Below are 23,656 nucleotides of genomic sequence, written 5' to 3' on the forward strand. Positions count from 1 at the left end.
CCACGTCCTCTTGTGTGGCGGACCGGCACCGCCTGTGGCGTCGGTTCTGACGCGCCGACGTAGGATTGAGGTGTCCGCGACGCTCCCGTCCCGCCCGGGGCGGGCGCTTGCGGGGCGACCCGAGGAGGCGGTCATGGCCGTCGGACCAGAGGCGGTCCGCCCACCCGAGACGGGGGCACCGGACACAGAGGAAACCTCCCCGAGCAGCCAGGCCCGGACGCCGCGGTCACGCGCGGGCGCCGCGTGGGTCGGCATCTGCGTCGCAGCGATCGTCCTGGTCGCGCTCATCGTCTTCATGCTCCAGAACACTCAGCGGGTACTCATCTCCTTCTTCTCGTTCGAAGGCATGGTGCCGCTCTCGCTCGCGCTGCTCATCGCCGGAGTCGGAGTCGGCATCGTCGCCCTCGTCATCGGGTCGGTGCGCATCACTCAGCTCCGGCGGCGCCTCACGCACGAACGCCAGCGCTGAGTTCCTGATGACGCGCAGACGCCTCGAAGAGACCGACGCGAAGTCGAGACGGACCGGGTGGCCACAGAACCGCTCGTCCCGCGCACAGCCGACTCAGTGGAGCAAACGGCCCACCGCGGAGGTGTCGAGCTCGTCGAGCAGGTGCCCGACGGAGCCGTAGACCGCCACCGCACCGGCGTCGCGGAGCTCGCCCGCGCTGATGCCGCCGGTCAGCACGCCGATGCACGGCACACCCGCCCGCTTGCACGCCTCGACGTCCCAGACGGCGTCCCCGACGAACACCGCCCGCTCCGCCGGCATTGCTGCCTTCGCGAGCGCCGTGGTCACGAGGTCCGGCTCCGGCTTGGCCTCCTCGACGTCCTCGGCCGCGGTGACGGCGTGCAGCAGATCCTCGGCGTCGAGGACGCGCCTGATGTGCTCGAGCTCGTCCGGCGGTGCCGAGGTGGACAGCACGGCGCGCAGCCCGCGCTCGCGCAGGGCCCGCAGCAGCTCGTGGACACCGTCGAGGCGGCGGATCCGGTCGGTGGTGCCAGCGTAGATCTCGGAGTGCAGCTCGCTGGCGGACTTCCCCAGCTCGTCCGCCCGGTCGCCGAGCAGCGCAGCGAGCAGCTTGTCCGAGCCCATGCCGATGCAGCGGTGGATGCGCCAGGAGTCCACGGGCTGCCCGATCCGGGCGAACGCCTGGGACCAGGCGGAGACATGGAGGTAGGTCGAGTCGACGAGCGTGCCGTCGGCGTCGAGCAGGACGGCACCTGGTGCGGTCATGGTCCGGGTCTACCGTGCCGGGCACGCCGCCGCACGCCGGACCGGGCGACGTGGGCCATACGCACGGGCCCGGTCCGGGGCCGTCAGCCCCAGACCAGGACCTGGGCGGGGTCCTCCAGCACGCGGGCGACGTCGGCGAGGACCTTCGCCGCGAGGCCGCCGTCGACGAGGCGGTGGTCGACCGACAGGGCCAGCTGGGTGACCCAGCGCGGCTTGATCTTCCCCTTGTGCACCCAGGGCTGCTGCCGGATGGCGCCGAAGGCCAGGATCGCCGACTCACCGGGGTTGAGGATCGGGGTGCCGGTGTCGATGCCGAAGACGCCGACGTTGGTGATCGTGATCGTGCCGTCGGCCATGTCCGCGGGCTGGGTCCTGCCGGCCCGGGCAGTGTCGGTGAGCTCGCCGAGGGCGACGGCGAGCTCGTGCAGGCTCAACCGGTGCGCGTCCTTGATGTTGGGCACCACCAGGCCCCGCGGCGTCGCGGCGGCGATGCCCAGGTTGATGTAGTGCTTGTAGACGATCTCCTTGGTCTCGTCCTCCCACGAGGCGTTGACCTCGGGGTTGCGCCGCACCGCGCTGATCAGGGCTCGCATCGTGATGAGGAGCGGGGTGACGCGGACGTCGGCGAAGTCGCGGTCCTGCTTGAGACGCTCGACCAGCTTCATCGTCCGCGTGACGTCGATCGTGTGGAAGACGGTCACGTGCGGGGCGGTGAAGGCCGAGTGCACCATCGCCTCGGCGGTGCGCTTGCGCACGGACTTGGCGGGCACCCGGGTGCGGCGCCCGTCCTGGGTGACCAGGCCGCCGGCCAGCCACGGCTCCTCGTCGCCCGCGTACGTGGCGAGCGAGCCGGGCTCGGACTTGTCGCGGTACCGCTCGACGTCGTCGCGCGTGATGATGCCGCCCGGGCCGGTGCCGGCGACCGCGTCAAGGTCGAGGCCCAGGTCCTTGGCGAGCTTGCGCACCGGCGGCTTGGCGAGCACCCGGCCGCTGCGCCGGGGCGGCGCCGCGGATGTCGACAACGTTGGGGAACTTTCGTCAGCCTCAGCCTGACGAAAGTTCCCCGATGAGTCCGCGGCGTCGGGGGGTGCGGGGGCTACGGCCGGTGCAGCGGCAGTCGCGGCCTGCGCTGCTGTTGCCGCGGAACCGGCCGGCGTGGCGGAGGTCGAGGGTGCCGCGGAGTCGGCCGGGCCCGCCGGCGCCGCGGCCGTCTGACCGGGCGAGCGGCGCGGGCGCCGGCCCGACGCGCTCGCCTTGGTGCCGTAGCCGACCAGCACGCTGCCGGAACCCTCCGCCTCGCCCGCAGCCGAGGTGCCGCCGTCGTCCACCGGTGCCGTGCCGCCGGGGTCGACGTCGATGGAGATGATGGGCGTGCCCACCTCGACCGTGGCGCCCTCCGGGGTGAGCAGCTCGTGGACCACGCCGGCGAACGGGCTGGGGAGCTCGACGACGGACTTGGCCGTCTCGATCTCGCACAGCGTCTGGTTGACGGTGACGGTGTCACCGACGGCCACCTGCCAGGTGACGATGTCGGCCTCGGTCAGGCCCTCCCCCACGTCCGGCAGACGGAACTGCTGGTAGCTCGGCACGGTGCGGTCTCCTCCAGGTGTGCGTGGGGGCTCAGTAGGACAGGACGCGGTCGACGGCGTCGAGCACCCGGTCCAGGTTGGGCAGGTACTCCTCCTCGTGCGTGTTCGCGGGGTAGGGGGTGTGGAACCCGCCCACCCGGAGCACCGGGGCCTCGAGGGAGTAGAAGCACCGCTCGGTGATGCGGGCGGCGATCTCCGCCCCGGCACCGAGGAAGACCGGCGCCTCGTGGACGACGACGAGCCGCCCGGTGCGCTCGACCGACGCGGCGACGGCGTCGAAGTCCAGCGGGGAGATCGAGCGCAGGTCGATGACCTCCAGGCTGTGGCCCTCCTGGGCTGCGACATCGGCGGCCTTGAGCAGCGTCTTGACGGTAGGCCCGTATCCGACCGTGGTGATGTCGGTGCCCTCGCGGACGGTGCGGGCGGCGTGCAGGCCCGTGGTCAGCCCGGACGCGCTGAGGTCCACGTCGGCGTCGAGGTCGACCTCACCCTTGTCCCAGTAGCGCGACTTCGGCTCGAAGAAGAGGACCGGGTCGGGGGAGGCGATCGCCTGCTGGATCATCGTGTAGGCGTCCGCGGCCGTGCTGGGGGAGACCACCCGCAGCCCGGGGGTGTGGGCGAACAGCGCCTCGGGGGACTCGCTGTGGTGCTCCACCGCTCCGATGCCGCCGCCGAAGGGCACGCGGATCACCACGGGCATCGACAGGTCACCCTGCGAGCGGTAGGTCAGCTTGGCCAGCTGGGCGGTGATCTGGTCATAGGCGGGGAAGATGAACCCGTCGAACTGGATCTCGCAGACCGGGCGGTACCCGGCCATCGCCAGGCCGATCGCGGTGCCGACGATGCCGGACTCGGCCAGCGGGGTGTCGACCACCCGCTCCGGGCCGAAGTCCTTCTGGAGGCCGTCGGTCACCCGGAACACCCCGCCGAGCGGCCCGATGTCCTCGCCCATGAGGACGACCTTCGGGTCGCGCTCGAGAGCACGGCGCAGCCCGGCGTTGATGGCCCGGGCCATCGGGGTGGCCGTCACCGGGCCTCCCCGTCCTCGTCGGCGAAACCGGCCTCGTAGGCCGCCAGGGCCGCGCGTTCCTCCGCCACCAGCGGATGGGGCGCGGTGTAGACGTGGTCGAACATCTCCTCGTGCGGGCCGCCGGCAAGCGAGTGGCAGTACTCGCGGGCGGACTCGGCCAGTGCGGTGGCCTCGGCGTCGACGCCGGTGAAGTACTCCTCGTCGGCCACCTGCTGGCGCTCGAGGTGGGTGCGCAGCCGGGCGATCGGGTCCTTGGCGCGCCAGAGATCCTCCTCGGCGCGGTCCCGGTAGCGGGTGGGGTCGTCGGAGGTGGTGTGGGCGCCCATGCGGTAGGTGACCGCCTCGACGAACGTGGGCCCGCCACCGGCGCGGGCCCGCTCGAGCGCGACCCGGGTGACGGCGTAGCTGGCCAGGACGTCGTTGCCGTCCACCCGGACCGAGGGGATGCCGAAGCCACCGCCGCGGTGGACCAGCGGGACCCGGCTCTGGGTGGAGGTGGGCACCGAGATCGCCCAGTGGTTGTTCTGGACGAAGAAGACCACCGGGGCGTTGTTCGAGGCCGCGAAGACGAGGGCCTCGTTCGAGTCACCCTGGGAGGTGGCGCCGTCGCCGAAGTAGGCCACGACGGCGCGGTCGCGCTCGGGGTCCCCGGTGCCGACGTCACCGTCGCGCTGGACACCCATCGCGTAGCCGACGGCGTGCAGCGCGTGGGCGCCGATGACGAGGGTGTAGAGACCGAAGTTGTGCGCCTTGGGGTCCCAGCCGCCGTGCCGCACGCCGCGGAAGAGCGGCAGCGTCTGGCGCAGGTCCATGCCGCGCACCAGCCCGACGCCGAGCTCACGGTAGGAGGGAAAGGCGAAGTCGCGTGGCGCGAGGGCGTAGGCGGAGCCGATCTGCGCGGCCTCCTGGCCCAGGCACGGTGCCCACAGGCCGAGCTCGCCCTTGCGCTGCAGGGCGGTGGCCTCGGCGTCGAACGCGCGGGTGAGCACCATGTCGCGGTACATCGCGCGCAGGTCGTCGGCGCTCAGCGCGGCGACGTACTCCGAGTACTGGGGTTCCTCGTGGACGAACCCCTGGGGATCGAGAATCTGGACCATGTCATCGGTCCGTGACCCTGTACCCAGCATCTTCTCGAGCTGCTCCATCGAACGGGACCTCCTCCGCGGCGGCGTCCGGTCTGGACACCTGGTGTGTGCGCCTGCCGGCCCGCCACCGGGGGTGGTGGCGACGGGCCGGCAGGAAGCGACCCTGGGATGGTGGGCCACGCAACCTACGCAAGCGTAGGCTACGGGACCGTAAGTTTCAGTTGTGGGCACTCTACAAAGATCGTGGCAGATCCATTGTGGGCCCGCATCATCTGTGGGAGGAAGCCACAAAGGCTGTGCCGGGGTGGGCGACATCACGGTGGAGGGACCAACGTCGCAGGTCATGGTTGCGCGGCGGAGTTAGGGTCCGGCCGTGCCCCGTCCGCCCGTCTCCGCTCCCGTCCCGGTCCCGGTCCCGGTGCGCAGCCGGCGCCGACGCAGCCCGGGCTGGGTGCCGGACCAGCACGGCGCCTGGGCGATGATCACCGTCCCGCCGCTCGTGGGGATGGCCCTCTCGGGGCCGGCCTGGGCGCACGTGCCGTTGCTCGGCCTGTGGTGGGTGGGCTACTTCGCCTTCTTCGCGACCGGGCTGTGGCTGCGCAGTCGCCGGAAGGCGCGCTACCTGGCGCCGGTGCGCGCCTACGGGCTCGCCGTGCTGCCGTTCGCCGCGGCGCTGATGGTCGTGAGCCCGTACCTGGTGCGGTGGGCGGTCCCCTTCGCGCCGCTGGTGGCGATCACGCTCTGGTGCTCGGCGCGGCGCCGTGACCGCTCGCTGCTCAACGACGTGGTCACGGTCGGGGCGGCGGGGTTGATGACGGCGGTGGCCTACGACGCGGGCACGGGGGGTGCCGGCGGGCTGTGGGGCACCGGGTGGCTGGCGGGGGCAGGGTGGCTCGGCAGCGGTGGCGGCGGGCTCGGCGCGGCGGCGGCTCACGCCCTCCCGGGGTCCTCCCCCGACGGGAGCCTCAGCGGCTGGGCGTGGGCGTGGCTGGTGACCGCGCTGCTCACCGCGTACTTCCTCAGCACCATCGGCTACGTGAAGACGAACATCCGCGAGCGGGGGAACCGGCGCTTCCTGCTCGGCTCGGTCGGCTACCACGTGCTGGTCGCCGTCGTCGTGGGCGCGCTGGGCCTGGCTGGCGTGGTGAGCGGGTGGCACGCCGCAGTGTGGGCCGCACTGCTCACGCGCGCCGTGGTCGTGCCGGTGGTGGCCCAGCAACGTGGGCGGCCGGTGCGGCCGCTGGTGATCGGCGTCGGGGAGATCGTCTTCTCGGTGCTGGTGGCGCTGACCCTGCTCGGCTGACCACCGGGGGCAGTGCCGCAACGGGCCCCTGGCTGTGGGGGCTGTGCAGCCGCTGGCGGCGGCGTAACCTGGGGCCACCGTCGGCCCGCCCCGTCGGAGGTGGCCCATGTGGTACTGGATCATCGGCGCCGTGCTTCTCATCCTGGTTGCAGCCGGGCTGTGGTTCGACCTCGGGAGCCGGCTCGGTTGGCGGTCCGAGAAGACGCAGGGGCCCGACCCTCAGCTCGCCGAAGACCTGCGGGACATCCGGCGGGACATCGAGCGCGGCCGGGACGGCTGGGGCGCGTTCTGACGAGCTGGACTCAGGCGAGCTCGAGCACGCCGTCGACGGATCGCTGAACCCACTCGGCGGCGAGCTCGAGGAAGAGGTCGTTGCCCTCGGGCTCCCCGACGGACACCCGCACGCCCTCGCCGGCGAAGGCCCGCACAAGCACGCCGTGCCTGCGGGCGTGGTCGGCGAACGCGGCGGTCCGCCGGCCCAGCCCGAGCCAGACGAAGTTGCCCTGGGCGTCCGGCAGCGTCCAGCCCTGGCTGGTCAGGGCCGTGACCACCCGCTCTCGCTCGGCGACGACCTCCGCGACCCGCTCACGCACCTGCTCATCGGCGCGCAGCGCGGCGCGCGCGGCGGCCATCGCCATGGAGTTGACGCCGAAGGGCGTGGAGACGGCTCGAAAGCCCGTGGTGAGGCGGCGGCGGGCGAGGGCGAACCCCACGCGCAAGCCCGCCAGCCCGTACGCCTTGGAGAAGGTGCGCAGCACCACAAGGTTCTTGTGGTCGGCGAGCAGGGCCGGGCCGTCGGTGCGATCGGGAAGGGTGACGAAGTCGATGTACGCCTCGTCCAGCACCACCATGACCGACGCGGGCACCGCGGCGAGGAACTCGCGCAGCTCCGTCTGCGTCAGGGCCGGCCCGGTGGGGTTGTTCGGGCTGCAGAGCAGGACGGCGCGGGTGCGGTCGGTCACCGCGGCCGCCATGGCGGCCAGGTCGTGCCGGCCGGCGGCGTCCACAGGCACCTGGACGGCACGAGCCCCCGCCACCTGGACCGAGATCGGGTACGACTCGAAGGAACGCCAGGCCATCACCACCTCGTCGCCGGGCTCGCACACCGCCGTCAGGACGTGCTGCAGCACGGCGACCGAGCCGTTGCCGACCGTCACGCGCTCCGCCCCCACGCCGAACTTCTCGCCGATCGCCTCGGTGAGCTCGGTGGCGTACATGTCCGGATACCGGTTCAGGTCCGCGGCGGCGTCGACCATCGCCGCGCTGACCGCCGTCAGCGGCGGGAAGGCGATCTCGTTGCTGGAGAGCTTGTACAGCTGCCGGCCAGGTGCGGGGCGCTCCCCCGGCACGTAGGACGGGAGGGTGTCGACATCCGGGCGCAGGCGGACAGAGGAGCTCTTCGTGGCCATGGTCCAAGTGTGCACCTGACGGCGCGCTGGTCGGTCGTCGGTCCATGTCCCGGCCGGATGCCTGTCCACGTCCGGGGCCCGGTGTCGGCGGTCGATGGCACGATCGGCACATGCGCTTCGTCGTGCGGTTCCTCGTCAACGCCGCCGCCATCTGGCTGTGCACGCTCGTGGTGCCGGGCATCGCCCTGCCCCAGACGGGCTCGACCGGGGCGCTGCTCGTCAACCTGGCGGTGGTCGCGCTGATCTTCACGTTGGTCAACATGCTCGTGCGGCCCGTGGTGAACCTGCTCTCGCTGCCGCTGTACATCCTCACCTTGGGGTTGTTCTGGATCGTGGTGAATGCGCTGATGCTGATGCTCACAGGCTGGATCAGCCGGTTCACCGACTACGGCCTCGAGGTCGACGGCTTCTGGACGGCGGTGCTCGGTGGGCTGCTCATCGCCGTCGCCAGCTGGCTGCTGCACCTGCTCGTCCCGGGCGACAAGCGCTGAGCCCCGCGGCGAGCTGCGCTCACCGGGTCCGGACGATCTCGAACAGCAGTGACTCGGTGTGGGCGCCGGGCACGCCGGTGCCCATGGCCGCCCGGTTCCTGGCCAGCCAGTCCTGGACCCCGGCGTCGTCGATGTCGTCGAGGCGTTGCGCCGCCCGGACGTAGTTCGGCAGCAGGTGCGGTGCGCCCAGGCGAGCCGGCTCGCCGGAGTGCACGGCCACCGTGACGTGGTTGGCGGCCGGCTCGTTCGGGTAGCCGTCCAGGCCCACCGTGGGGTCGTTGACGTCCTCGAGGCTGAGCACGGCGACCGAGGGCGGCAGCTCGACGGCGGCGATCGGGCTGCCGGCCGTCAGGACCGCCTGGACGTCGAAGCGGGCGGTGAACACCGGGTCGGCCACCAGCCGTGCCGCCACCAGCCCGCCCTGGCTGTGCACCGCCATCGCGACCGGCTCACCGGGCGCGATGCCGGCCTGGTCCATCGCGGTGGCCACGCCGATCTCCATGTCGCTCACCACACCGGCCATCGTCCGCAGGTTGGTGTCGTTGTCCATCGGATTGCGTCCGCCGCCGAGCTGCTCCTGCGTGCCCGGGACGACGACGGTCCAGTGGCGCCGTCCGTCCGGAGCCGTCGTGCGCAGCACCTCTACCGCCCCCGCGTTGGCGGCGCGCGCCTGCGCCTCCAGAGCGCCGATGCGAGCGAGGGTCTGGGCAGGCGTGCCGGGTGGACGGCGCACGGGCTGCCCGACGCGCGTGGCCACGACCGCCGTGCCCATGGTGGCGCCGGTCGCCCCCACCGCCAGTCCAGCTGTGGCGAGCGGGGCGGCCACGGATTCCTCGGGCAGCACGGTCGGGGCGGTCACCCAGGCACCGCCGTGCCCCGGTAGGCCGCCCAGCAGGTGCAGCGGCGGGACCTGGGCGACGCTCACGCCGTCGAGCTCGCGTCCGGCGTGCGCCACGAGCGAGACGTTCTCGAGCATCGGCACCAGGCCCAGCGCGGTGCGCTCGACGGCGGTGCGCTCGCGCACGTCCACCCAGTGCATCCCCAGGAACATCCCGCCCATGACGGACTCCGGCCGCGACCACTGCAGCCGGCCGGCGAGCGCGCGGACGTGCTCCTGGGCGACGACAGCGTCGAGCAGCCCTGGGTTCCCGAGCCGCGAGTGAGCGACGGCGGCATGGCCGACGACCGCGGCCACTTCGAGCGCGGTCACCGCGCCACGCACCTTGGGCGGGGCCAGGAGATGGGCGCCGTAGCGCCACCACGGCGGATTGAAGCCCCGGTATGCGCGGGCGTCGGCCTCCTCGTACCACTGCTGCTGCACCTGGAGATCGGCGGCGAGGGAACCGGCCCGGTCGGCGAGCTGCACCATGGACAGCCCGCTGTGAACCACCGCCCGAAGCTGCTCGGTGAGGGCGAACACCGCCGGCACGGGCGGCACGTAGTAGACCAGCGTGCCGACCGCCCGCGTAGCGGCGATCGCGTCCTGGACCAGCGCGGCGGCCCGTCGCATCCGGCCGGCCAGGGCGCCGAGCTCGGCGGTGTCGACTGTGGTCGCGCGCCCGCCGGTGATCATCACCCGGGTGGCCCACGGGCTGGCCCAGGGCGACGGGACGGGGGCAACCCAGGGGGCGCCTGGTTCGCCAGGACCGGTCGCCGGGCTCATGGGCCGGCGCCGCCCGCGAGCGCCGCAGCACGCTGCCGGTCGGCCAGCGCGACGACGGCGTCCGCCTGCCGGAGGCCGGCCATCACCTCCTGCGCGTGGTGCAGCAGGGCGGTGAGCGCGGTGGCATAGGCCTCGGCGCCCGCCCCGCGCCACTGCACCGGGAACGCGGCGCGCAGCTCCGCCTGCGCCAGGGCCATCGTCGAGATGGCGGCCAGCACCTGCGTCCGCGCGGGTGAGATCTCACCCGGCCACGACTCGTTCACGGGTTCCTCCTTCGACGGCGGACCGGCTCGCCAGTGGCTCGGTGGCGGTCGATGGGGCAGTGGCGGCGCGGTGGCTCGTCTCGGGACGTTAGGCGCGGGCGGCCGACGCTCGCGTGCCCCTGCCTGCCGGTTGTGGACGGGCTGTCATCGGGGCGCCTCGACCAGGATGAGGGCGTGAGCAGCTTCCGCAAGGGTGACCACGGCGAGCCGGACTCCGTGCGCTTCGAGGCGGCCGGCCTCCGCTGGCTCGGTGAGGCGGAGGGCGGCGTCGCCGTCGCCGACGTTTTGTCAGAGGGGCCCGGCTGGCTCGAGACCGGGCGGGTGCACCAGAGCGGCGCGACCGCCGCCGCGGCCGAGCAGCTCGGGCGGGCCCTGGCACGTACCCACGCGGCCGGAGCCCCGCACCTGGGCTGCCCGCCTGCGGGGTGGACCGGGGAGGGCTTCATGGGCAAGGCGCAACTCCCGCTGCGGGGGACGCCGGGCACCGATTCCTGGGGCGAGTTCTACGCGGCCGACCGGGTCCTGCCGTACCTGGCCGGCGCCGTCGCCAACGGGGCCATCGACACCGCCGGGGAGAGGACGGTGCGGCGTTGCGCCGATCGGCTGGCCACGGGCGAGCTGGATGCGCCCCAGCCGCAGCTGGTGACCGGTCCGGCCGCGCGCCTGCACGGGGACCTGTGGGGCGGGAACGTGCTGTGGGGCGAGCGGGACGGGATCGTGGCAGCCACCCTGATCGACCCTGCGGCGCACGGCGGGCACGCCGAGTCCGACCTCGCCCAGCTGGGCGTGTTCGGCGCGCCGTACCTGGCCCGGGTCGTCGCCGCCTATGACGAGGTCTCCCCGCTCGCGCCCGGCTGGCGCGAACGGGTCGGGCTGCACCAGCTGCACATGCTCATCGTGCACGCCGCCCTCTTCGGCGGTTCCTACGGGCCGCAGACGGTCCGCACGGCGGCCCGGTACGCGTGAGCGCGGGACGTGGCCCAGGCGGGGTCACCGCACGGGCGGGCGCTCTCGCCGTCCGCGGGTCTTGGCGGCTCGCGCGCCCGGTAAACCGCCCGCGCATGCCGCAAACGACAGCGTGCGGCGGAAGCGGCCGCTCGTGACCGACAGCGTGCAGCTCGAGCGGCCGCCCGCGACGCCGTCAGGCCCGGGGCTGGCGCTCCGCCCACTCGGTCAGCGCGACCCGCGGGCCGGTGAAGAACGGGATCTCCTCGCGCACGTGCCGGCGGGCGCCGACGGCGCGCAGCTCGCGCATGACGTCGACGATGCGGTGCAGCTCGGCGGCCTCGAAAGCGAGGATCCACTCGTAGTCGCCCAGCGCGAACGCCGAGACCGTGTTCGCGCGGACGTCGGGGTAGTCGCGGGCGGCCAGGCCGTGCTCACGCAGCATGGCGCTGCGCTCGTCGGCCGGGAGCAGGTACCACTCATAGGAGCGCACGAACGGGTAGACGCACAGGTAGGCGCCCGGTTCCTCGCCCGCGAGGTAGGCGGGCACGTGCCGTTTGTTGAACTCGGCCTCGCGGTGCAGGCCGACCACCGACCACACCGGCTCGAGGAACGCGCCTAGGCCCGAGGCGAGGAGGCGGTGGTAGGCGTCCTGGACCGCCTCGATCGTGGGGGCGTGCCACCACACCATGAGGTCGGCGTCGGCGCGCAGCCCGGCGACGTCGTACCAGCCACGCACCACCACGCCGGAGCCGGCCACCGCCTCCTCGGCGGCGGCCACGAGCGCCGCCCGGTCCCCGGCATCCGCCGGCAGGGGCGCGGCGGCGGCGAAGACGCTCCACATCGTGTAGTCGATGCCGGTGTTGATGCTCTCGACGTCGGCGCCCTCGCCGATGCGCGGGACGGGCTGGCTCATGCATGCTCCTTGGTCTGGCCGCGTCCTCGTTGAACGCGGCGGTGGGCGGTGGTGTCTCGGCGATGACTTCTCGCCGAGAAGATGACATCTCGCGCGACTGGGATAGGCGCACCTAGGGCGCGGGGGTGGGGGCCTCGCAGGCGGCGGGCACGCCGGAGTCGACGCCGGCGCGCAGGCGGCAGCAGCCGGGCCGGCACGCACCGGGCCACGGGGCCAGCGCCCCGGCGGTCTCCCGCCCGGTCGACTCGCCACGCTCGGCGGCCGCCCGCTCGAGGAGCAGGTCGACCAGCCCAGTGACGAACTGGGGGTCGGTGCCGGCGGTGGCGGCACGCTCCATGCGCATGCCGAGCTCCTCGGCGGTCTCCTTGGCCTCGGTGTCGAGGTCGTAGATGACCTCCATGTGGTCCGAGACGAACCCGATCGGCGCGAGCACCACCTGCTGGGCGCCGTCGGCGTGGAGCGCCGCCAGGGTGCGGTTGACGTCGGGCTCGGTCCAGGGGGTGTACGGCGTGCCGGACCTCGAGCAGTAGGCCAGCTCCCACGGGACCCGGTGGCCGAGCCGCTCGCCGGCCTGAGTGGCGATGACCCCGGCGACGTCGAGGTGCTGGGCGGAGTAGCTCGCCGGCGAGACCACCCCGGAGGCCACCTCCATGGGCGTGGGGATGGAGTGGGTGACGAAGACGAGCGGCGCCTCGGGCGACGGCGCGGCCCCGAGCCGCTCGTACGCGGCGACGACGGCGTCGGTGTTGGCGGCGACGAACCCGGGGTCGTTGAAGTAGGGGCGGATCTTGTCCACGTCGAGGTACCGCCCCTCCTCGGCCAGGGCGGCGAGGGAGGCGGCGATGTTCTCGCGGTACTGCCGGCACCCGGAGTACGAGGCGTAGGCGCTGGTCACCACGGTGAGGACCCGCCGCGCGCCGTCGTCGTGCAGGTCGCGCAGGACGTCGGTGAGGTACGGGTCCCAGTTGCGGTTGCCCCACACGATGGGGATGCCCACACCGCGGCCGGCAAGGTCCTCGCGCAGGGCGGCGAGCAGCGCCTTGTTCTGGTCGTTGATGGGGCTCTTGCCGCCGAACGCGTAGTAGTGCTCGCCCACCTCCTCGAGGCGGGAGTCGGGGATGCCGCGGCCGGCGGTGACGTTGCGCAGGAAGGGCACCACGTCCTCGGGCTTCTCGGGCCCTCCGAAGGAGAGGAGCAGGACGGCGTCGTACGGGGTGAGGCTGGTCATCTGGCTCGTTCCGGCTCGGCCGGCACGGTCGCCGGGGGCGGCGCCTCCGCGGAGGCGAGGGTGGGGTCGGGCGCGGCCACGGCCACGCCGAGCACCTGCTCGAGGGCGCGCAGGTGCTCCTCGGTGCGGCCCTCCCGGCCGGCGGCGCGAGCCCGCACCGTCGGCTCGTGGACGAGGCGGGCGGCCAGCCGGCGCAGCGCCTGTGCGGCGCGCTCGGCGCTCACGGCCCCCTCGGCCGGGAGCCGCTCCAGCTCGGCGTTGACGGCGTCCGCGACCCGGCTGCGCAGGGCCACGACGGCGTCGTCCATGCGGCGTTCGGCGACGGTGCCGTCGAAGGTGCCGATCCCGTCGGCCACGATCGCGCGGGCGCGCTCCACCTCCACGGCGGTGGCCCGTGGCGCGTGGTCACGGACGGTGGGCAGGTCGACGAGGACGACGTCGTCCAGGCCCGCGGCGGCCGGGTCGACGTCGGGGCGCAGCGCGAGGTCGACCAGGACGAGCGGGCCGGCTGCACCGTCGGCGCGGCGTGCGCGCACCCCGGCGGCCACCGTGGCCGCGTCGAGCACGGGGCTGCCCGTGCCGCGGCAGGTGACCACGAGGTCGGCCCGCCGCAGCGCGGTGACCAGGTCCGCCTCGGCGGTGGCCACGCCGTGGGAGGCGGCGAACGCGGGCCCGCGGCCGGAGGCGGACCACACCACGACGTCGGTGGCGCCGCGCTCGCGCAGGGCGGCCAGGGAGGCGCCGGCGTAGGAGCCGGTGCCGACGAGCAGCACGCGGCGGCCGGCCCAGCTCGCGGCGGGCACGGGGTGGTCGTCGGTGGGCCAGGTGCGCTCGGCCCGCTCGCAGGCGTGGCCGGCGGCCCGCGCGGCCGCCAGGTCCAGGGCGACCGCCACCACGGAGCGGCCCGCACGGGCCAGGTCCGTCGCGACGGCGACCTGGCGGGAGGTGCGGGTGGCGTGCTGGAGCGTCTGCTCGAGCAGGGTGGAGGTGGTGCCCTCGGTGCGGGCGGTGGCCAGCGCACGGCGCACCTGACCGGCGATCTCCCGCTCGCCGACCACCATGGCGTCCAGCCCGGCGGCCACCTCGAACACGTGCCGGACCGCCTCGTCCCCGGTCGCGGGCCGCATGAGCCGGGCGACCTCGTGCTCGGGGGTGCCGCTGGCCCGGGCGACGGCGGCGCGGGCGGCGCGGACGGCGACCTCGGGGTCGTCCGCGTCGAGGTAGAGCTCGTACCGGTTGCAGGTCGCCAGGACGACGGCGCCGCGGACGGCAGGCCGGCCGGCCACGACCTGTCGGCCCACGTCCGGGGCGCCGACGCTCAGCCGCTCGATGTCGGCGAGGTCCAGGTCGTGGTGGTTCGCAGAGAGAAGAAGGAGCACCACGGCATCCATAGTGAACCATTTCGTCCGGCGCCAGGCACAATGGCCCGGTGACAAATCCTTCACCCGCCACTGCGGATGTCCCGGAGAATGCAGTCCCGCCGCTGGTCAGGGCGTATTTTGGGGAACGGCCGGACCGCCTGCCGGTGTGGTTCATGCGACAGGCCGGACGGTCGCTGCCGGAGTACCGGGCCGCCCGCGAGGGGGTGGGCATGCTCGAGTCGTGCCTGCGCCCCGAGCTCGCCGCGGAGATCACGCTGCAGCCGGTGCGCCGCCACGGGGTGGACGCCGCGATCTTCTTCTCTGACATCGTCGTTCCCCTGAAGCTCGCGGGTGTCGACGTCGAGATCGTGTCGGGGGTGGGCCCGGTGGTCGCCGAGCCGGTGCGCACCCGGGCCGACGTCGACCGTCTCGTCCAGCACCGTCCGGGCGACCACGACGCCGTCACCGAGGCGGTGCGCCTGACGGTGGCCGAGCTCGGCGCCACGCCGCTGATCGGCTTCGCCGGGGCGCCGTTCACGCTGGCCGCGTACCTGGTGGAGGGCCGCCCCTCGCGCGACCATCTCGCCGCCCGCACGATGATGCACGCCGACCCCGAGGCCTGGCGCCTTCTCATGCGCTGGACCGCCGACATCACGGGCGCGTTCTTGCGCGCGCAGGTCCTGGCCGGCGCCCGGGCCGCGCAGCTGTTCGACTCCTGGGCCGGCGCCCTGTCCCTGGCGGACTACACCGGCCATGCCGCGCCGTTCAGCGCCCGCGCGCTGGCACAGGTGCACGAGCTGGGTGTGCCGGTCGTGCACTTCGGGACCGGCACGTCCGAGCTGTTGGGAGCCATGCGGGACGTGGGCGCCGACGTCATCGGGGTGGACTACCGCCTCCCGCTGGACGAGGCCGCCCGGCGGCTGGGCGGGACCACGCCGTTGCAGGGCAACATCGACCCCGCGCTGCTCGCGGCGCCGTGGGAGGTGCTCGAGGCCCACGTGCGCGCGGTGGTCGAGGCGGGCCGCGCCGCCCCGGCGCACGTGGTCAACCTCGGCCATGGTGTGCCGCCGAGCACGGACCCGGGGGTGCTGACCCGGGTCGTCGAGCTCGTGCACCAGCTGTGAGCCGGGCCGCGGGCGCCGGCACGGCGGGCGGCGAGCGGGCCGACGTCGTCGTCGTGGGGGGCGGCATGGCCGGGCTGACGGCGGCGCACACGCTGACGCGCCACGGGCTGCGGCCGGTGGTGCTGGAGGCAGGTGACGACGTCGGGGGCCTGGTCACGGCGGGGACCATCGGCGGCTTCGAGATCGACCTGGGCGCGGAGGCGTTCGCGCGGCGCCGGCCCGAGGTGGCCACCCTCGCCCGCGAGCTGGGGCTGGCGGTGGACCAGCCGGCGGGCGGCTCGTGGGTGTGGTCGCCCGCCGGCGGCGGACACGCGGTGCCCATCCCGGCCGAGTCGATCCTGGGCATCCCGGGCCGCCCGGACGCACCCGAGGTGCTGCGCGCGCTCGGGCCCGACGGCGCCGCCCGCGCCGCGCGGGACGCCGAGCTGGACCCGGCCGTCGGTGCCGACGCGCCGGACCTGGCGACGCTTGTGCGGGCCCGGATGGGTGAGGCGGTGCTCACCCGCCTGGTCGGCCCGATCGCCGGCGGCATCCACAACGCCGACCCGGCCGACCTGGCGGTGGACTCGGTGGCGCCGGGGCTGCGCGCGGCCCTGGCCGCGTACGGCTCCCTGGCCGCCGCGGTGCGGGCGCTGCGGGCCGCCGCACCGCCGGGTGCGGCGATAGCGACGACGGTCGGCGGCCTGTTCCGCCTGCCCCGCGCCCTGGCCGCCGCGGTGGTGGCCGCGGGCGGCCAGGTCCGCACCGGCACCCGCGTGCGCGGGGTGCGGCCGGTGCCCGGCGGCTGGGAGGTGACGGCGGAGGACGGCGTGCTGCGCGCCGACCGTGTGGTGGTCGCGACCCCCGGCCCGGCGGCCCTGACGCTGCTGGCCGACACCGTCGACGTCTCCGACGTGCATCTGCCCACCGGCAGCACCATCACGCATGTGACCCTGGTGGTCCGGGCACCTGAGCTGGACGCCGCCCCGCGCGGCGCCGGGCTGCTCGTGCCCGTGGGCGCCGGCGTGCGCGCCAAGGCCCTGACGCACGCCAGCGCCAAGTGGCCGTGGCTGACCGCCGTGACTGGGCCGGGCACCCACGTGCTGCGAGTCTCCTACGGCCGGCCCGGCGAGCCGACGGAGGACGTCGACCCGGCCACGGCACTGCGCGACGCCGCCACGCTGCTCGGTGTCCCGCTCGGGCCGGCGGCACTCCTCGACGCGCGGGTGGTGCGGCGGGCGGGCATCCTTGCCGCCGCGACCCCGGACCACGTGGCGCAGGTCGAGCGCGTGGTCGGCCGGGTGCACCAGCTGGGCGGGCTCGACCTGACGGGCGCCTGGGTGGCCGGGACCGGACTGGCAGCCGTGGTCGCCCATGCCCAGCGGATCGCGGCCCACGACGAGCGCCTCCCCCGGCGCGCGACCGCCTGAGCCGGCCGTCCACCGCCCCTGCGGGCGCCGGACGACCTGCCGCCGTGCCTGCCAGCATCTGGCACACGCACCCGGGCCCGCATTACGTGACAATGTGTCAGAACATTTCCGGACAGGCCCACCAAGAATGCGTGAGCCAGCCCACCACAATGTCCTGACGAATTGTCATGAAAAGCCGCTGCCTCGACTTTTGTCCTTCCGGTGCGCAAACTGATGCGGTGAGCACGTCAACCCCTCTGCGTATCGGCACCCGGGGCAGCGAGCTCGCCCTCACCCAGACGACCACGGTGGCGGAGTCGCTCGCAGCCGCCTCTGGCCGCGACGTCGAGCTCGTCACCATCCGCACCGAGGGAGACCGGTCCACCGCGTCTCTCGCCAGCCTCGGCGGCACCGGCGTGTTCGCGGCGGCGCTGCGCGAGGCGGTGCTGGCGAGCACCTGCGACGTGGCCGTGCACTCGCTCAAGGACCTGCCCACCGCCCCTGTGACGGGGCTGAGCATCGGCGCCCTGCCGGCCCGGGCGGACCACCGCGACGCCCTGTGCGCCCGGGACGGCCTGACCCTGGCGACGCTGCCCGCGGGCGCCCGCGTGGGCACAGGGTCCCCGCGCCGCGCCGCTCAGCTCCGCCTCGCCCGGCCGGACCTGGAGGTCGTGGACATCCGCGGCAATGTCGGCACCCGGCTAGGACGGGTGGGCGCCGACCTGGACGCGGTCGTCCTCGCCCAGGCCGGCCTGGTCCGGCTCGGGCTGCTGGACCACGTGACCGAGACTCTCGAGCCGGACGTCATGCTGTCCGCGCCGGGCCAGGGCGCACTGGCGGTCGAGTGCCGAACCGCGGACCTGGCCGGCCCGCTCGGCGAGACCCTGCGCACGATCGATGACCCGTCCACCCGCCTGGCCGTCGTGGCCGAACGCACATTGCTGGCCGCGCTCGAGGCGGGCTGCGCCGCGCCGGTCGCCGCCTGGGCCCGTGTGGTGCCCGGCACGGCGGCCGAGCCCGCCTCCCTCGTGCTCCGCGCCGGCGCCTTCGACCCCGCCGGCCGCGACGCCCGCGTCCGCACCGCCGTCGTGGACCTCCCCGGGTCGCCGGAACGCTCCGGGGCCGCTGCCGACGGCGTCGAGACCGTCCAGGGAGTCGGCGACTCGCTCGCCCAGGACCTCGGCCGGACGACCGCTCTCCGGCTCCTCGACGACGGCGCCGCCGAGATAGCGGGGCTGCCGACGGCCGGCGGCGCGCTCGCCGCCGCGGGCCAGCCCGACGTGCCCGGTGTGCTCGACGGCGACGCCGGCGCATGACGGATCGAGCGCCCTCGCACCCCACCAGCGACCTGCGCGGCGCGCACGTGCTGCTCCCGCGCGCACTCCCGGACGACCCGCTCGCCGCCGCCGTCCGCGCGGCCGGGGGCGTGGCGGTGCCGACCGAGCTGGTCCGGTTCGCCGTCGCGCAACCCTCGGACCTCCTCGACCAGGCGCTGCGGGCGCTGGGCGAGGGCGCACACGCCTGGCTCGCCGTCACCAGCGCAACCACGGTCGAGGTGCTCGCCGGGCGCGCCGCCGACCTGGGCACCACCTTGGCGGCGCTGACCGAGCGGGTGCAGGTGGCCGCCGTCGGCCCCGCAACGGCCGCCGCGCTCCAGAGTGCCGGCGTGCACGTGGACCTGGTCCCGCCCGGGGAGTCCAGCGCCGCGACGCTCCTGGACGTCTGGCCGGCGGCCGAGGAGCGCGCCCTGGTGCTGCTGCCGCACTCGGAGATCGCCGGCCCCACGCTGGCGAGCGGGCTGCGGGAGCGCGGCTGGCTCGTGGACGAGGTCGTCGCCTACCGGACGGTGCCCGTGCGAGAGCCGGACCCGGCCGTGAGCGCGGCGCTGGCCGCGGGGCGCATCACCGTCGTACTGCTCACCTCAGGCTCGACGGCGCGTGCCCTCGTCGCGCTGTACGGCGTCCCACCGGCACGGGTGTGCGCGATCGGCGCCAGCACCGCCCAGGCCGCCGCCGAGGCGGGCCTGACGGTGCACGCCGTCGCCGAGGCACAGACCCCCGCGGGGCTCGTCGCCGCTGCCACCCACCTCATCGCCGAGATGTCCTCCTCTCGGTGACATGTCATCGACATCTCGCCGAGGCGTGGACATCTCGGCAACGCTTTGGATGATCGGAACGGAGCACCTGTGACCACCTCCCCCGCCACGCAGGCCGCGGCGCAGACCACCGCCACCCGCCGGGTCGAGCCGCGCCCGGCCGAGCGCCCGCGCCGACTGCGCGCCACCCCGGCGCTGCGCCGGCTCGTCGCCGAGCACCGCACCGACCCGGCGGACCTGGTGCTGCCGATGTTCGTGCGTGAGGGCATCGACGCACCCGTGCCGTTGGCGTCCATGCCGGGCGTCGCGCAGCACACCATGGACTCGCTGCGCCGGGCGGCGGTGGAGGCCGCCGAGTCGGGCGTGGGCGGGCTGATGCTCTTCGGCGTGCCCGCGGTGCGCGACGCCGTCGGCTCGGGGGCCACCGACCCGGACGGCATCCTCAACGCCGGGCTGCGTGCCCTGGTCGAGGAGGTGGGGGACGCCGTCGTCGTCATGTCCGACCTGTGCCTGGACGAGTTCACCGACCACGGCCACTGCGGGGTGCTCGACACCGCCGGGCGGGTGGACAACGACGCCACCTTGGTGCGCTACCAGGACATGGCGCTGGCGCACGCCGCCACCGGGGCCCACGTGCTGGGGCTGAGCGGGATGATGGACGGTCAGGTCGCCGCCGTCCGGGAGGTGCTGGAGGCCGACGGGCACACCGACACCGCGATCCTCGCGTACTCGGCGAAGTACGCCTCCGCGTTCTACGGCCCCTTCCGCGACGCCGTCGACTCCCAGCTGCGCGGGGACCGCAAGACCTACCAGATGGACCCGGCCAACGGCCGCGCGGGACTGCGCGAGGCCACCCTCGACCTCACCGAGGGCGCCGACATCGTCATGGTCAAGCCCGCACTGAGCTACCTCGACGTCCTGGCCGACGTCGCCGAGCTCTCCCCCGTCCCCGTCGCGGCGTACCAGGTCTCCGGCGAGTACGCGATGATCGAGGCCGCCGCCGCGCAGGGCTGGATCGAGCGGCGGCGCGCCATCGAGGAGTCCGTGGTGAGCATCCAGCGAGCCGGCGCGGACTTCGTGCTGACCTACTGGGCGACCGAGCTCGCCGGCTGGCTGCGCTGACGCCGCGGCTTCCGCACGGCCCCACCTGGGACGGCGGCTCAGGATCGCCGCCCGCGGGCCCACGTCCCATCCTCTGCCGCTCCATCGCACTCGTCACCAAGGAGTAAATATGACCGCCGACCCCATGCACGAGCTGTTCGAGCGCGCCCGCGCCGTCATCCCCGGCGGGGTGAGCTCCCCGGTGCGCGCGTTCGGTTCGGTGGGCGGCGACCCGCGGTTCATCGCGTCCGCCCGCGGGCCGTACGTCACGGACACGACGGGGCGGGAGTACGTGGACCTGGTGATGTCGTGGGGGCCGGCGCTGCTGGGGCACGCGCACCCCGAGGTGGTGGCGGCCGTGCAGGACGCCGCCAGCCGGGGCCTGTCCTTCGGGGCCCCCACCGAGGCCGAGGTGGAGCTCGCCGAGGCCGTGCGTGGCCGGGTGCCCGCCGCGGAGAAGGTGCGGTTCGTCTCGACCGGCACCGAGGCGACGATGACCGCGGTGCGCCTGGCGCGCGGTGCCACCGGGCGTGACCTCGTCGTCAAGTTCGCCGGGTGCTACCACGGGCACGTCGACGCGCTGCTCGCCGAGGCCGGCTCCGGCGTCGCCACCTTCGCCCTGCCCGGCTCGGCCGGGGTCACCACGGCCAGCGCCGCCGAGACCGTCGTGGTGCCCTACAACGACCTGCCGGCCCTCGAGGCCGTCTTCGCCGAGCGCGGCGACCGGATCGCGGCGGTCATCACCGAGGCCGCGCCGGCGAACATGGGCGTGGTGCCGCCACAGCCCGGCTTCAACGCGGCGCTGCGCCGCCTCACCACCGAGCACGGCGCCCTGCTGATCCTCGACGAGGTGCTCACGGGCTTCCGGGTCGGCCCGTCCGGGTGGTGGGGGCTCGACGGCGTCGCGACCGACGGCGCTACGACGGCGGGGGGCGGGACGACGGCGACCGGCTCAGCCCCGTACGTCCCGGACCTGTTCACCTTCGGCAAGGTGGTCGGCGGCGGCATGCCGCTGGCCGGGCTCGGCGGGCGCGCCGAGATCATGGACCTCCTCGCCCCGACCGGCCCCGTCTACCAGGCCGGCACCCTCTCTGGGAACCCCCTCGCCACCGCCGCCGGCCTGGCCACGCTGCGCCTGGCCGACAGCGCGGTGTACGCACACGTGGACGAGGCCGCCCGCACCCTGGGCGACGCCGTCGCCGACGCGCTGGACGCCGCCGGCGTCGCGCACCGCGTGCAGCGGGCCGGCAACCTCTTCTCGGTGATGTTCGGCGAGGCCGCGGCCCGCGACGGCGTGCGCAGCTACGCCGATGCCCAGGCGCAGGAGACCTTCCGGCACCCGCCGTTCTTCCACGCGATGCTCGACGCCGGGGTGGCGCTGCCGCCGTCGGTGTTCGAGGCCTGGTTCCTCTCCGCCGCCCACGACGACGCCGCGATGAGCCGGATCCTCGAGGCGCTGCCGGCCGCGGCCCGGGCGGCGGCCGAGGCGCGCCCCGCCTGACCGGTCAGTCCGCCTCGGGCGGCGCCTGCGCACCCTCGGCCTCGTCCCGCTCGGCCCAGTCCAGGAGCGGGGCGAGGTCGAAGACGGCGGCATCGATGCCCGCGTGGAGGTCGCCGAGCTTGGCGTAGCGGGCGGGCATCGTGGCGACGGTGAAGTCGCGCGGGTCGCAGTCCGGCACCTCCTGCCACGTCAGGGGGGCCGACACTGTGGCCTCGGGCGTCCCGCGGATCGAGTAGGCGCACGCGATCGTGTGGTCGCGAGCGTTCTGGTTGAAGTCGACGAAAACCTTGGCCGGGTCGCGGTCCTTGCGCCACCACGTCGTCGTCGCCTCCTCCGGTGTGCGTCGCTCGACCTCGCGGGCGAAGGCGAGCGCGGCCCGGCGCACGTCATGGAAGCCGTGCTCGGGCTTGATGCGCACGTAGACGTGCAGGCCGTCCCCGCCCGTGGTCTTGGGGAAGCCGGTGGCGCCGAGCTCGTCGAGCACCTCGCGGGCCACGCCCGCCACGCGGCGGACGGTGGCGAAGTCCGTGGAGTCGCCCGGGTCGAGGTCGATGCGCCACTCGTCGGGCTTCTCGACGTCGGCGCGGCGGCTGTTCCACGGGTGGAACTCGACCGTGGACATCTGCACTGCCCAGATCACCTGCGCGAGCTCGGTGACACACAGCTCGTCGGCGTCGCGGTCGTAGCGCGGGAAGTGCACCCGCACGGTCTGCACCCAGTCCGGTGCGCCGTGCGGCAGCCGCTTCTGGTGGACCTTCTCCCCGGTGATGCCCTCGGGGAAGCGGTGCAGCATGCAGGGGCGCTCGCGCAGGGCGTTGACGATGCCGTCGCCGACGGCGAGGTAGTAGGTCGCGAGGTCGAGCTTGGTGTGTCCAGGGCCGGGGAAGTAGACCCGGTCGGGGTTGCTGATCCGGACGACGCGCCCGCCGACCTCCAGCTCGGTCGCGGGTGAGGTCGCCTTGGCCATGGGACTACCTCACCACCGGCCGCGGAACGGCGCCACGGGGCCGCCGGAGACGGCGGTCCCCTCCTCGCGCCCCTGGGCCCGGTGTGCCCCGCTCGACCTAGCGCGCGACCTCGCGCACTCGCGCCTGCCGGGCGCCATCACGCCAGATCCGGACGATCACCACGACGGCCGCGACGGCCGCCGCGACCGCCAGTCCCACGAGGAGCGCCGCACGGCCGGCACCGGACGGCACGAATGTCGCCACGGCGATCGCCACACCGTTGGCGAGCACCAGCCCGGGCACCACTGCCGCACCCACCCACTTCTGCCGTACGGACCACAGCGGGGAGCCCGCGAGCAGGATCATCGCGACGAGCCACGGCGCCGCGACGAGCGGCAGGGGCACGAGCACGCTCCATGCGAGGTCGTAAGAGGTCGGCAGCAACGGGTTCGCGGCTTCCTCGAACTCCTGGGCGGTGGGACCAGCTAACCCCCCACCGGACACGTCCGCCGTCACTTCCACCGACGACGTCACCGCGGAGAACGACACGATGGCGCCGAGCACCAGGACGTAGAGCCCGGCTGTCACAAGCAGCAGCAGCCCTATGGTCGGCGGGACCCATGCCCGCGCAAGGGCGGGCGGCGGAACGTGATCGACCTGCGGCGCCCCGGGGTGGGCCGGCCGAGGTCCGTCCGCCGACCAGGCGGCCTCGGGCCAGCCTGCGTCGACCCGGTCTCGGCGCCCGTCCTCGAGCGCGGCGGAGGCGACCTCCTCGGGCGCGCCGAGCTCGAGCAGCACCTGTTCCACCTCGTCGGAATCCCACGGACGCGCACCGAGCACCGCCTCGATGTGTTCGCGCACCCCGCCGAGAACCTCCGCGCGCAGGGTCGGCTCCACAGGCCGGAGCATGCGCCCGAGATCATCGAGGTACGCCGCGACCAGCCCGTCCGCCTGCATACGTGCTTCCATCGTCCCGCTCCCAC

Annotated in this window: 23 protein-coding genes; 11 read left to right on the forward strand and 12 right to left on the reverse strand. The window is 74.4% G+C overall.

Annotation, left to right across the window (positions count from 1 at the left end; translation table 11 throughout):
* The first annotated feature begins 133 nt into the window (after positions 1-133).
* Positions 134-469 carry a LapA family protein gene (locus FE374_RS17925; RefSeq protein WP_168205745.1) on the forward strand — a complete coding sequence of 112 codons (336 nt, stop codon included), beginning with the start codon at positions 134-136 and terminating at the stop codon, positions 467-469.
* Positions 470-562: 93 nt separating this feature from the next.
* Here the strand turns inward: FE374_RS17925 and FE374_RS17930 are convergent, their stop codons facing one another.
* From FE374_RS17930 to pdhA, 4 genes are all read right to left on the reverse strand, one after another.
* Positions 563-1,234, reverse strand: coding sequence for an HAD family hydrolase (locus FE374_RS17930; protein WP_139930776.1), 672 nt, complete (start codon positions 1,232-1,234; stop codon positions 563-565).
* Positions 1,235-1,317: 83 nt separating this feature from the next.
* Positions 1,318-2,823, reverse strand: a complete 1,506-nt coding sequence (locus tag FE374_RS17935) for a dihydrolipoamide acetyltransferase family protein (RefSeq protein ID WP_139930778.1) — start codon at positions 2,821-2,823, stop codon at positions 1,318-1,320.
* Positions 2,824-2,854: 31 nt separating this feature from the next.
* Positions 2,855-3,838: an alpha-ketoacid dehydrogenase subunit beta gene (locus FE374_RS17940; RefSeq protein ID WP_139931695.1), complete on the reverse strand. Its 984-nt coding sequence runs from the start codon at positions 3,836-3,838 to the stop codon at positions 2,855-2,857.
* Between the two features lie 11 nt (positions 3,839-3,849).
* Positions 3,850-4,998, reverse strand: coding sequence for a pyruvate dehydrogenase (acetyl-transferring) E1 component subunit alpha (gene pdhA, locus FE374_RS17945; protein ID WP_139930780.1), 1,149 nt, complete (start codon positions 4,996-4,998; stop codon positions 3,850-3,852).
* Between the two features lie 313 nt (positions 4,999-5,311).
* Between pdhA and FE374_RS17950 the strand changes: the two genes are divergently transcribed.
* Both FE374_RS17950 and FE374_RS17955 read left to right on the forward strand, forming a co-directional pair.
* On the forward strand, positions 5,312-6,241 hold the full coding sequence (locus FE374_RS17950) for a YwiC-like family protein (protein ID WP_139930782.1): 930 nt from the start codon (positions 5,312-5,314) through the stop codon (positions 6,239-6,241).
* 106 nt (positions 6,242-6,347) lie between these two features.
* Positions 6,348-6,533 (forward strand): hypothetical protein, encoded by a 186-nt coding sequence (locus tag FE374_RS17955; protein WP_139930784.1) that lies wholly within the window; start codon positions 6,348-6,350, stop codon positions 6,531-6,533.
* 10 nt (positions 6,534-6,543) lie between these two features.
* Here FE374_RS17955 and hisC read toward each other — a convergent pair whose 3' ends face one another.
* On the reverse strand, positions 6,544-7,650 hold the full coding sequence (hisC, locus tag FE374_RS17960; RefSeq protein ID WP_139930786.1) for a histidinol-phosphate transaminase: 1,107 nt from the start codon (positions 7,648-7,650) through the stop codon (positions 6,544-6,546).
* A 110-nt stretch (positions 7,651-7,760) separates the two neighbouring features.
* Between hisC and FE374_RS17965 the strand changes: the two genes are divergently transcribed.
* A complete protein-coding gene (locus FE374_RS17965; protein ID WP_139930788.1) occupies positions 7,761-8,141 on the forward strand; it encodes a phage holin family protein in 381 nt (126 codons plus the stop codon).
* 19 nt (positions 8,142-8,160) lie between these two features.
* Here FE374_RS17965 and FE374_RS17970 read toward each other — a convergent pair whose 3' ends face one another.
* Positions 8,161-9,804, reverse strand: coding sequence for a hypothetical protein (locus FE374_RS17970; RefSeq protein WP_139930790.1), 1,644 nt, complete (start codon positions 9,802-9,804; stop codon positions 8,161-8,163).
* Complete coding sequence (locus FE374_RS17975) at positions 9,801-10,067, reverse strand: hypothetical protein (protein WP_139930792.1); 267 nt, start codon at positions 10,065-10,067, stop codon at positions 9,801-9,803. The genes FE374_RS17970 and FE374_RS17975 overlap by 4 nt, the downstream gene beginning before the upstream one ends.
* A gap of 174 nt (positions 10,068-10,241) precedes the next feature.
* Between FE374_RS17975 and FE374_RS17980 the strand changes: the two genes are divergently transcribed.
* A complete protein-coding gene (locus FE374_RS17980; protein ID WP_230978383.1) occupies positions 10,242-11,033 on the forward strand; it encodes a fructosamine kinase family protein in 792 nt (263 codons plus the stop codon).
* 175 nt (positions 11,034-11,208) lie between these two features.
* Here the strand turns inward: FE374_RS17980 and hemQ are convergent, their stop codons facing one another.
* The 3 genes from hemQ to FE374_RS17995 all read right to left on the reverse strand — a co-directional run bounded on the left by hemQ (position 11,209) and on the right by FE374_RS17995 (position 14,547).
* A complete protein-coding gene (gene hemQ, locus FE374_RS17985; RefSeq protein ID WP_139930797.1) occupies positions 11,209-11,928 on the reverse strand; it encodes a hydrogen peroxide-dependent heme synthase in 720 nt (239 codons plus the stop codon).
* A gap of 112 nt (positions 11,929-12,040) precedes the next feature.
* Positions 12,041-13,156, reverse strand: coding sequence for a ferrochelatase (locus tag FE374_RS17990; RefSeq protein WP_139930799.1), 1,116 nt, complete (start codon positions 13,154-13,156; stop codon positions 12,041-12,043).
* On the reverse strand, positions 13,153-14,547 hold the full coding sequence (locus tag FE374_RS17995) for a glutamyl-tRNA reductase (protein ID WP_139930801.1): 1,395 nt from the start codon (positions 14,545-14,547) through the stop codon (positions 13,153-13,155). The genes FE374_RS17990 and FE374_RS17995 overlap by 4 nt, the downstream gene beginning before the upstream one ends.
* A 38-nt stretch (positions 14,548-14,585) precedes the next feature.
* On the opposite strand from FE374_RS17995, the gene hemE reads away from it, so the two are divergent.
* The 6 genes from hemE (at position 14,586) to hemL (ending at position 21,726) form a co-directional block, all read left to right on the forward strand.
* Positions 14,586-15,641 (forward strand): uroporphyrinogen decarboxylase, encoded by a 1,056-nt coding sequence (hemE, locus tag FE374_RS18000; protein WP_139930803.1) that lies wholly within the window; start codon positions 14,586-14,588, stop codon positions 15,639-15,641.
* Complete coding sequence (locus tag FE374_RS18005; RefSeq protein ID WP_230978384.1) at positions 15,638-17,050, forward strand: protoporphyrinogen/coproporphyrinogen oxidase; 1,413 nt, start codon at positions 15,638-15,640, stop codon at positions 17,048-17,050. The genes hemE and FE374_RS18005 overlap by 4 nt, the downstream gene beginning before the upstream one ends.
* A gap of 167 nt (positions 17,051-17,217) precedes the next feature.
* Positions 17,218-18,345 (forward strand): hydroxymethylbilane synthase, encoded by a 1,128-nt coding sequence (gene hemC / locus FE374_RS18010; protein WP_139930805.1) that lies wholly within the window; start codon positions 17,218-17,220, stop codon positions 18,343-18,345.
* Positions 18,342-19,145 carry a uroporphyrinogen-III synthase gene (locus FE374_RS18015; RefSeq protein WP_139930807.1) on the forward strand — a complete coding sequence of 268 codons (804 nt, stop codon included), beginning with the start codon at positions 18,342-18,344 and terminating at the stop codon, positions 19,143-19,145. The genes hemC and FE374_RS18015 overlap by 4 nt, the downstream gene beginning before the upstream one ends.
* 69 nt (positions 19,146-19,214) lie before the next feature.
* Positions 19,215-20,246, forward strand: coding sequence for a porphobilinogen synthase (gene hemB, locus FE374_RS18020; RefSeq protein ID WP_139930809.1), 1,032 nt, complete (start codon positions 19,215-19,217; stop codon positions 20,244-20,246).
* Between the two features lie 109 nt (positions 20,247-20,355).
* Positions 20,356-21,726, forward strand: coding sequence for a glutamate-1-semialdehyde 2,1-aminomutase (gene hemL / locus FE374_RS18025; RefSeq protein ID WP_139930811.1), 1,371 nt, complete (start codon positions 20,356-20,358; stop codon positions 21,724-21,726).
* A gap of 4 nt (positions 21,727-21,730) precedes the next feature.
* Here hemL and ligD read toward each other — a convergent pair whose 3' ends face one another.
* Positions 21,731-22,693, reverse strand: a complete 963-nt coding sequence (gene ligD, locus FE374_RS18030; protein ID WP_139930813.1) for a non-homologous end-joining DNA ligase — start codon at positions 22,691-22,693, stop codon at positions 21,731-21,733.
* Between the two features lie 97 nt (positions 22,694-22,790).
* Positions 22,791-23,642 (reverse strand): HAAS signaling domain-containing protein, encoded by an 852-nt coding sequence (locus tag FE374_RS18035; RefSeq protein WP_139930816.1) that lies wholly within the window; start codon positions 23,640-23,642, stop codon positions 22,791-22,793.
* Positions 23,643-23,656: the final 14 nt, after the last annotated feature.

It is taken from the genome of Georgenia yuyongxinii (assembly GCF_006352065.1).
In the GTDB taxonomy this organism is placed as follows: Bacteria; Actinomycetota; Actinomycetes; order Actinomycetales; family Actinomycetaceae; genus Georgenia; species Georgenia yuyongxinii.

Bases quoted from the DNA above. Each gene is read 5' to 3' on its own strand.
- FE374_RS17990 (WP_139930799.1), bottom strand. From the start codon at position 13,156: ATGACCAGCCTCACCCCGTACGACGCCGTCCTGCTCCTCTCCTTCGGA.
- hemQ (WP_139930797.1), bottom strand. From the start codon at position 11,928: ATGAGCCAGCCCGTCCCGCGCATCGGCGAGGGCGCCGACGTCGAGAGC.
- hemL (WP_139930811.1), top strand. From the start codon at position 20,356: ATGACCGCCGACCCCATGCACGAGCTGTTCGAGCGCGCCCGCGCCGTC.
- hemC (WP_139930805.1), top strand. From the start codon at position 17,218: ATGAAAAGCCGCTGCCTCGACTTTTGTCCTTCCGGTGCGCAAACTGAT.
- hisC (WP_139930786.1), bottom strand. From the start codon at position 7,650: ATGGCCACGAAGAGCTCCTCTGTCCGCCTGCGCCCGGATGTCGACACC.
- pdhA (WP_139930780.1), bottom strand. From the start codon at position 4,998: ATGGAGCAGCTCGAGAAGATGCTGGGTACAGGGTCACGGACCGATGAC.
- FE374_RS18035 (WP_139930816.1), bottom strand. From the start codon at position 23,642: ATGGAAGCACGTATGCAGGCGGACGGGCTGGTCGCGGCGTACCTCGAT.
- FE374_RS17930 (WP_139930776.1), bottom strand. From the start codon at position 1,234: ATGACCGCACCAGGTGCCGTCCTGCTCGACGCCGACGGCACGCTCGTC.
- FE374_RS17925 (WP_168205745.1), top strand. From the start codon at position 134: ATGGCCGTCGGACCAGAGGCGGTCCGCCCACCCGAGACGGGGGCACCG.
- FE374_RS17965 (WP_139930788.1), top strand. From the start codon at position 7,761: ATGCGCTTCGTCGTGCGGTTCCTCGTCAACGCCGCCGCCATCTGGCTG.
- FE374_RS17995 (WP_139930801.1), bottom strand. From the start codon at position 14,547: ATGGATGCCGTGGTGCTCCTTCTTCTCTCTGCGAACCACCACGACCTG.
- ligD (WP_139930813.1), bottom strand. From the start codon at position 22,693: ATGGCCAAGGCGACCTCACCCGCGACCGAGCTGGAGGTCGGCGGGCGC.
- FE374_RS17955 (WP_139930784.1), top strand. From the start codon at position 6,348: ATGTGGTACTGGATCATCGGCGCCGTGCTTCTCATCCTGGTTGCAGCC.
- FE374_RS17940 (WP_139931695.1), bottom strand. From the start codon at position 3,838: ATGGCCCGGGCCATCAACGCCGGGCTGCGCCGTGCTCTCGAGCGCGAC.
- FE374_RS18015 (WP_139930807.1), top strand. From the start codon at position 18,342: ATGACGGATCGAGCGCCCTCGCACCCCACCAGCGACCTGCGCGGCGCG.
- FE374_RS17970 (WP_139930790.1), bottom strand. From the start codon at position 9,804: ATGAGCCCGGCGACCGGTCCTGGCGAACCAGGCGCCCCCTGGGTTGCC.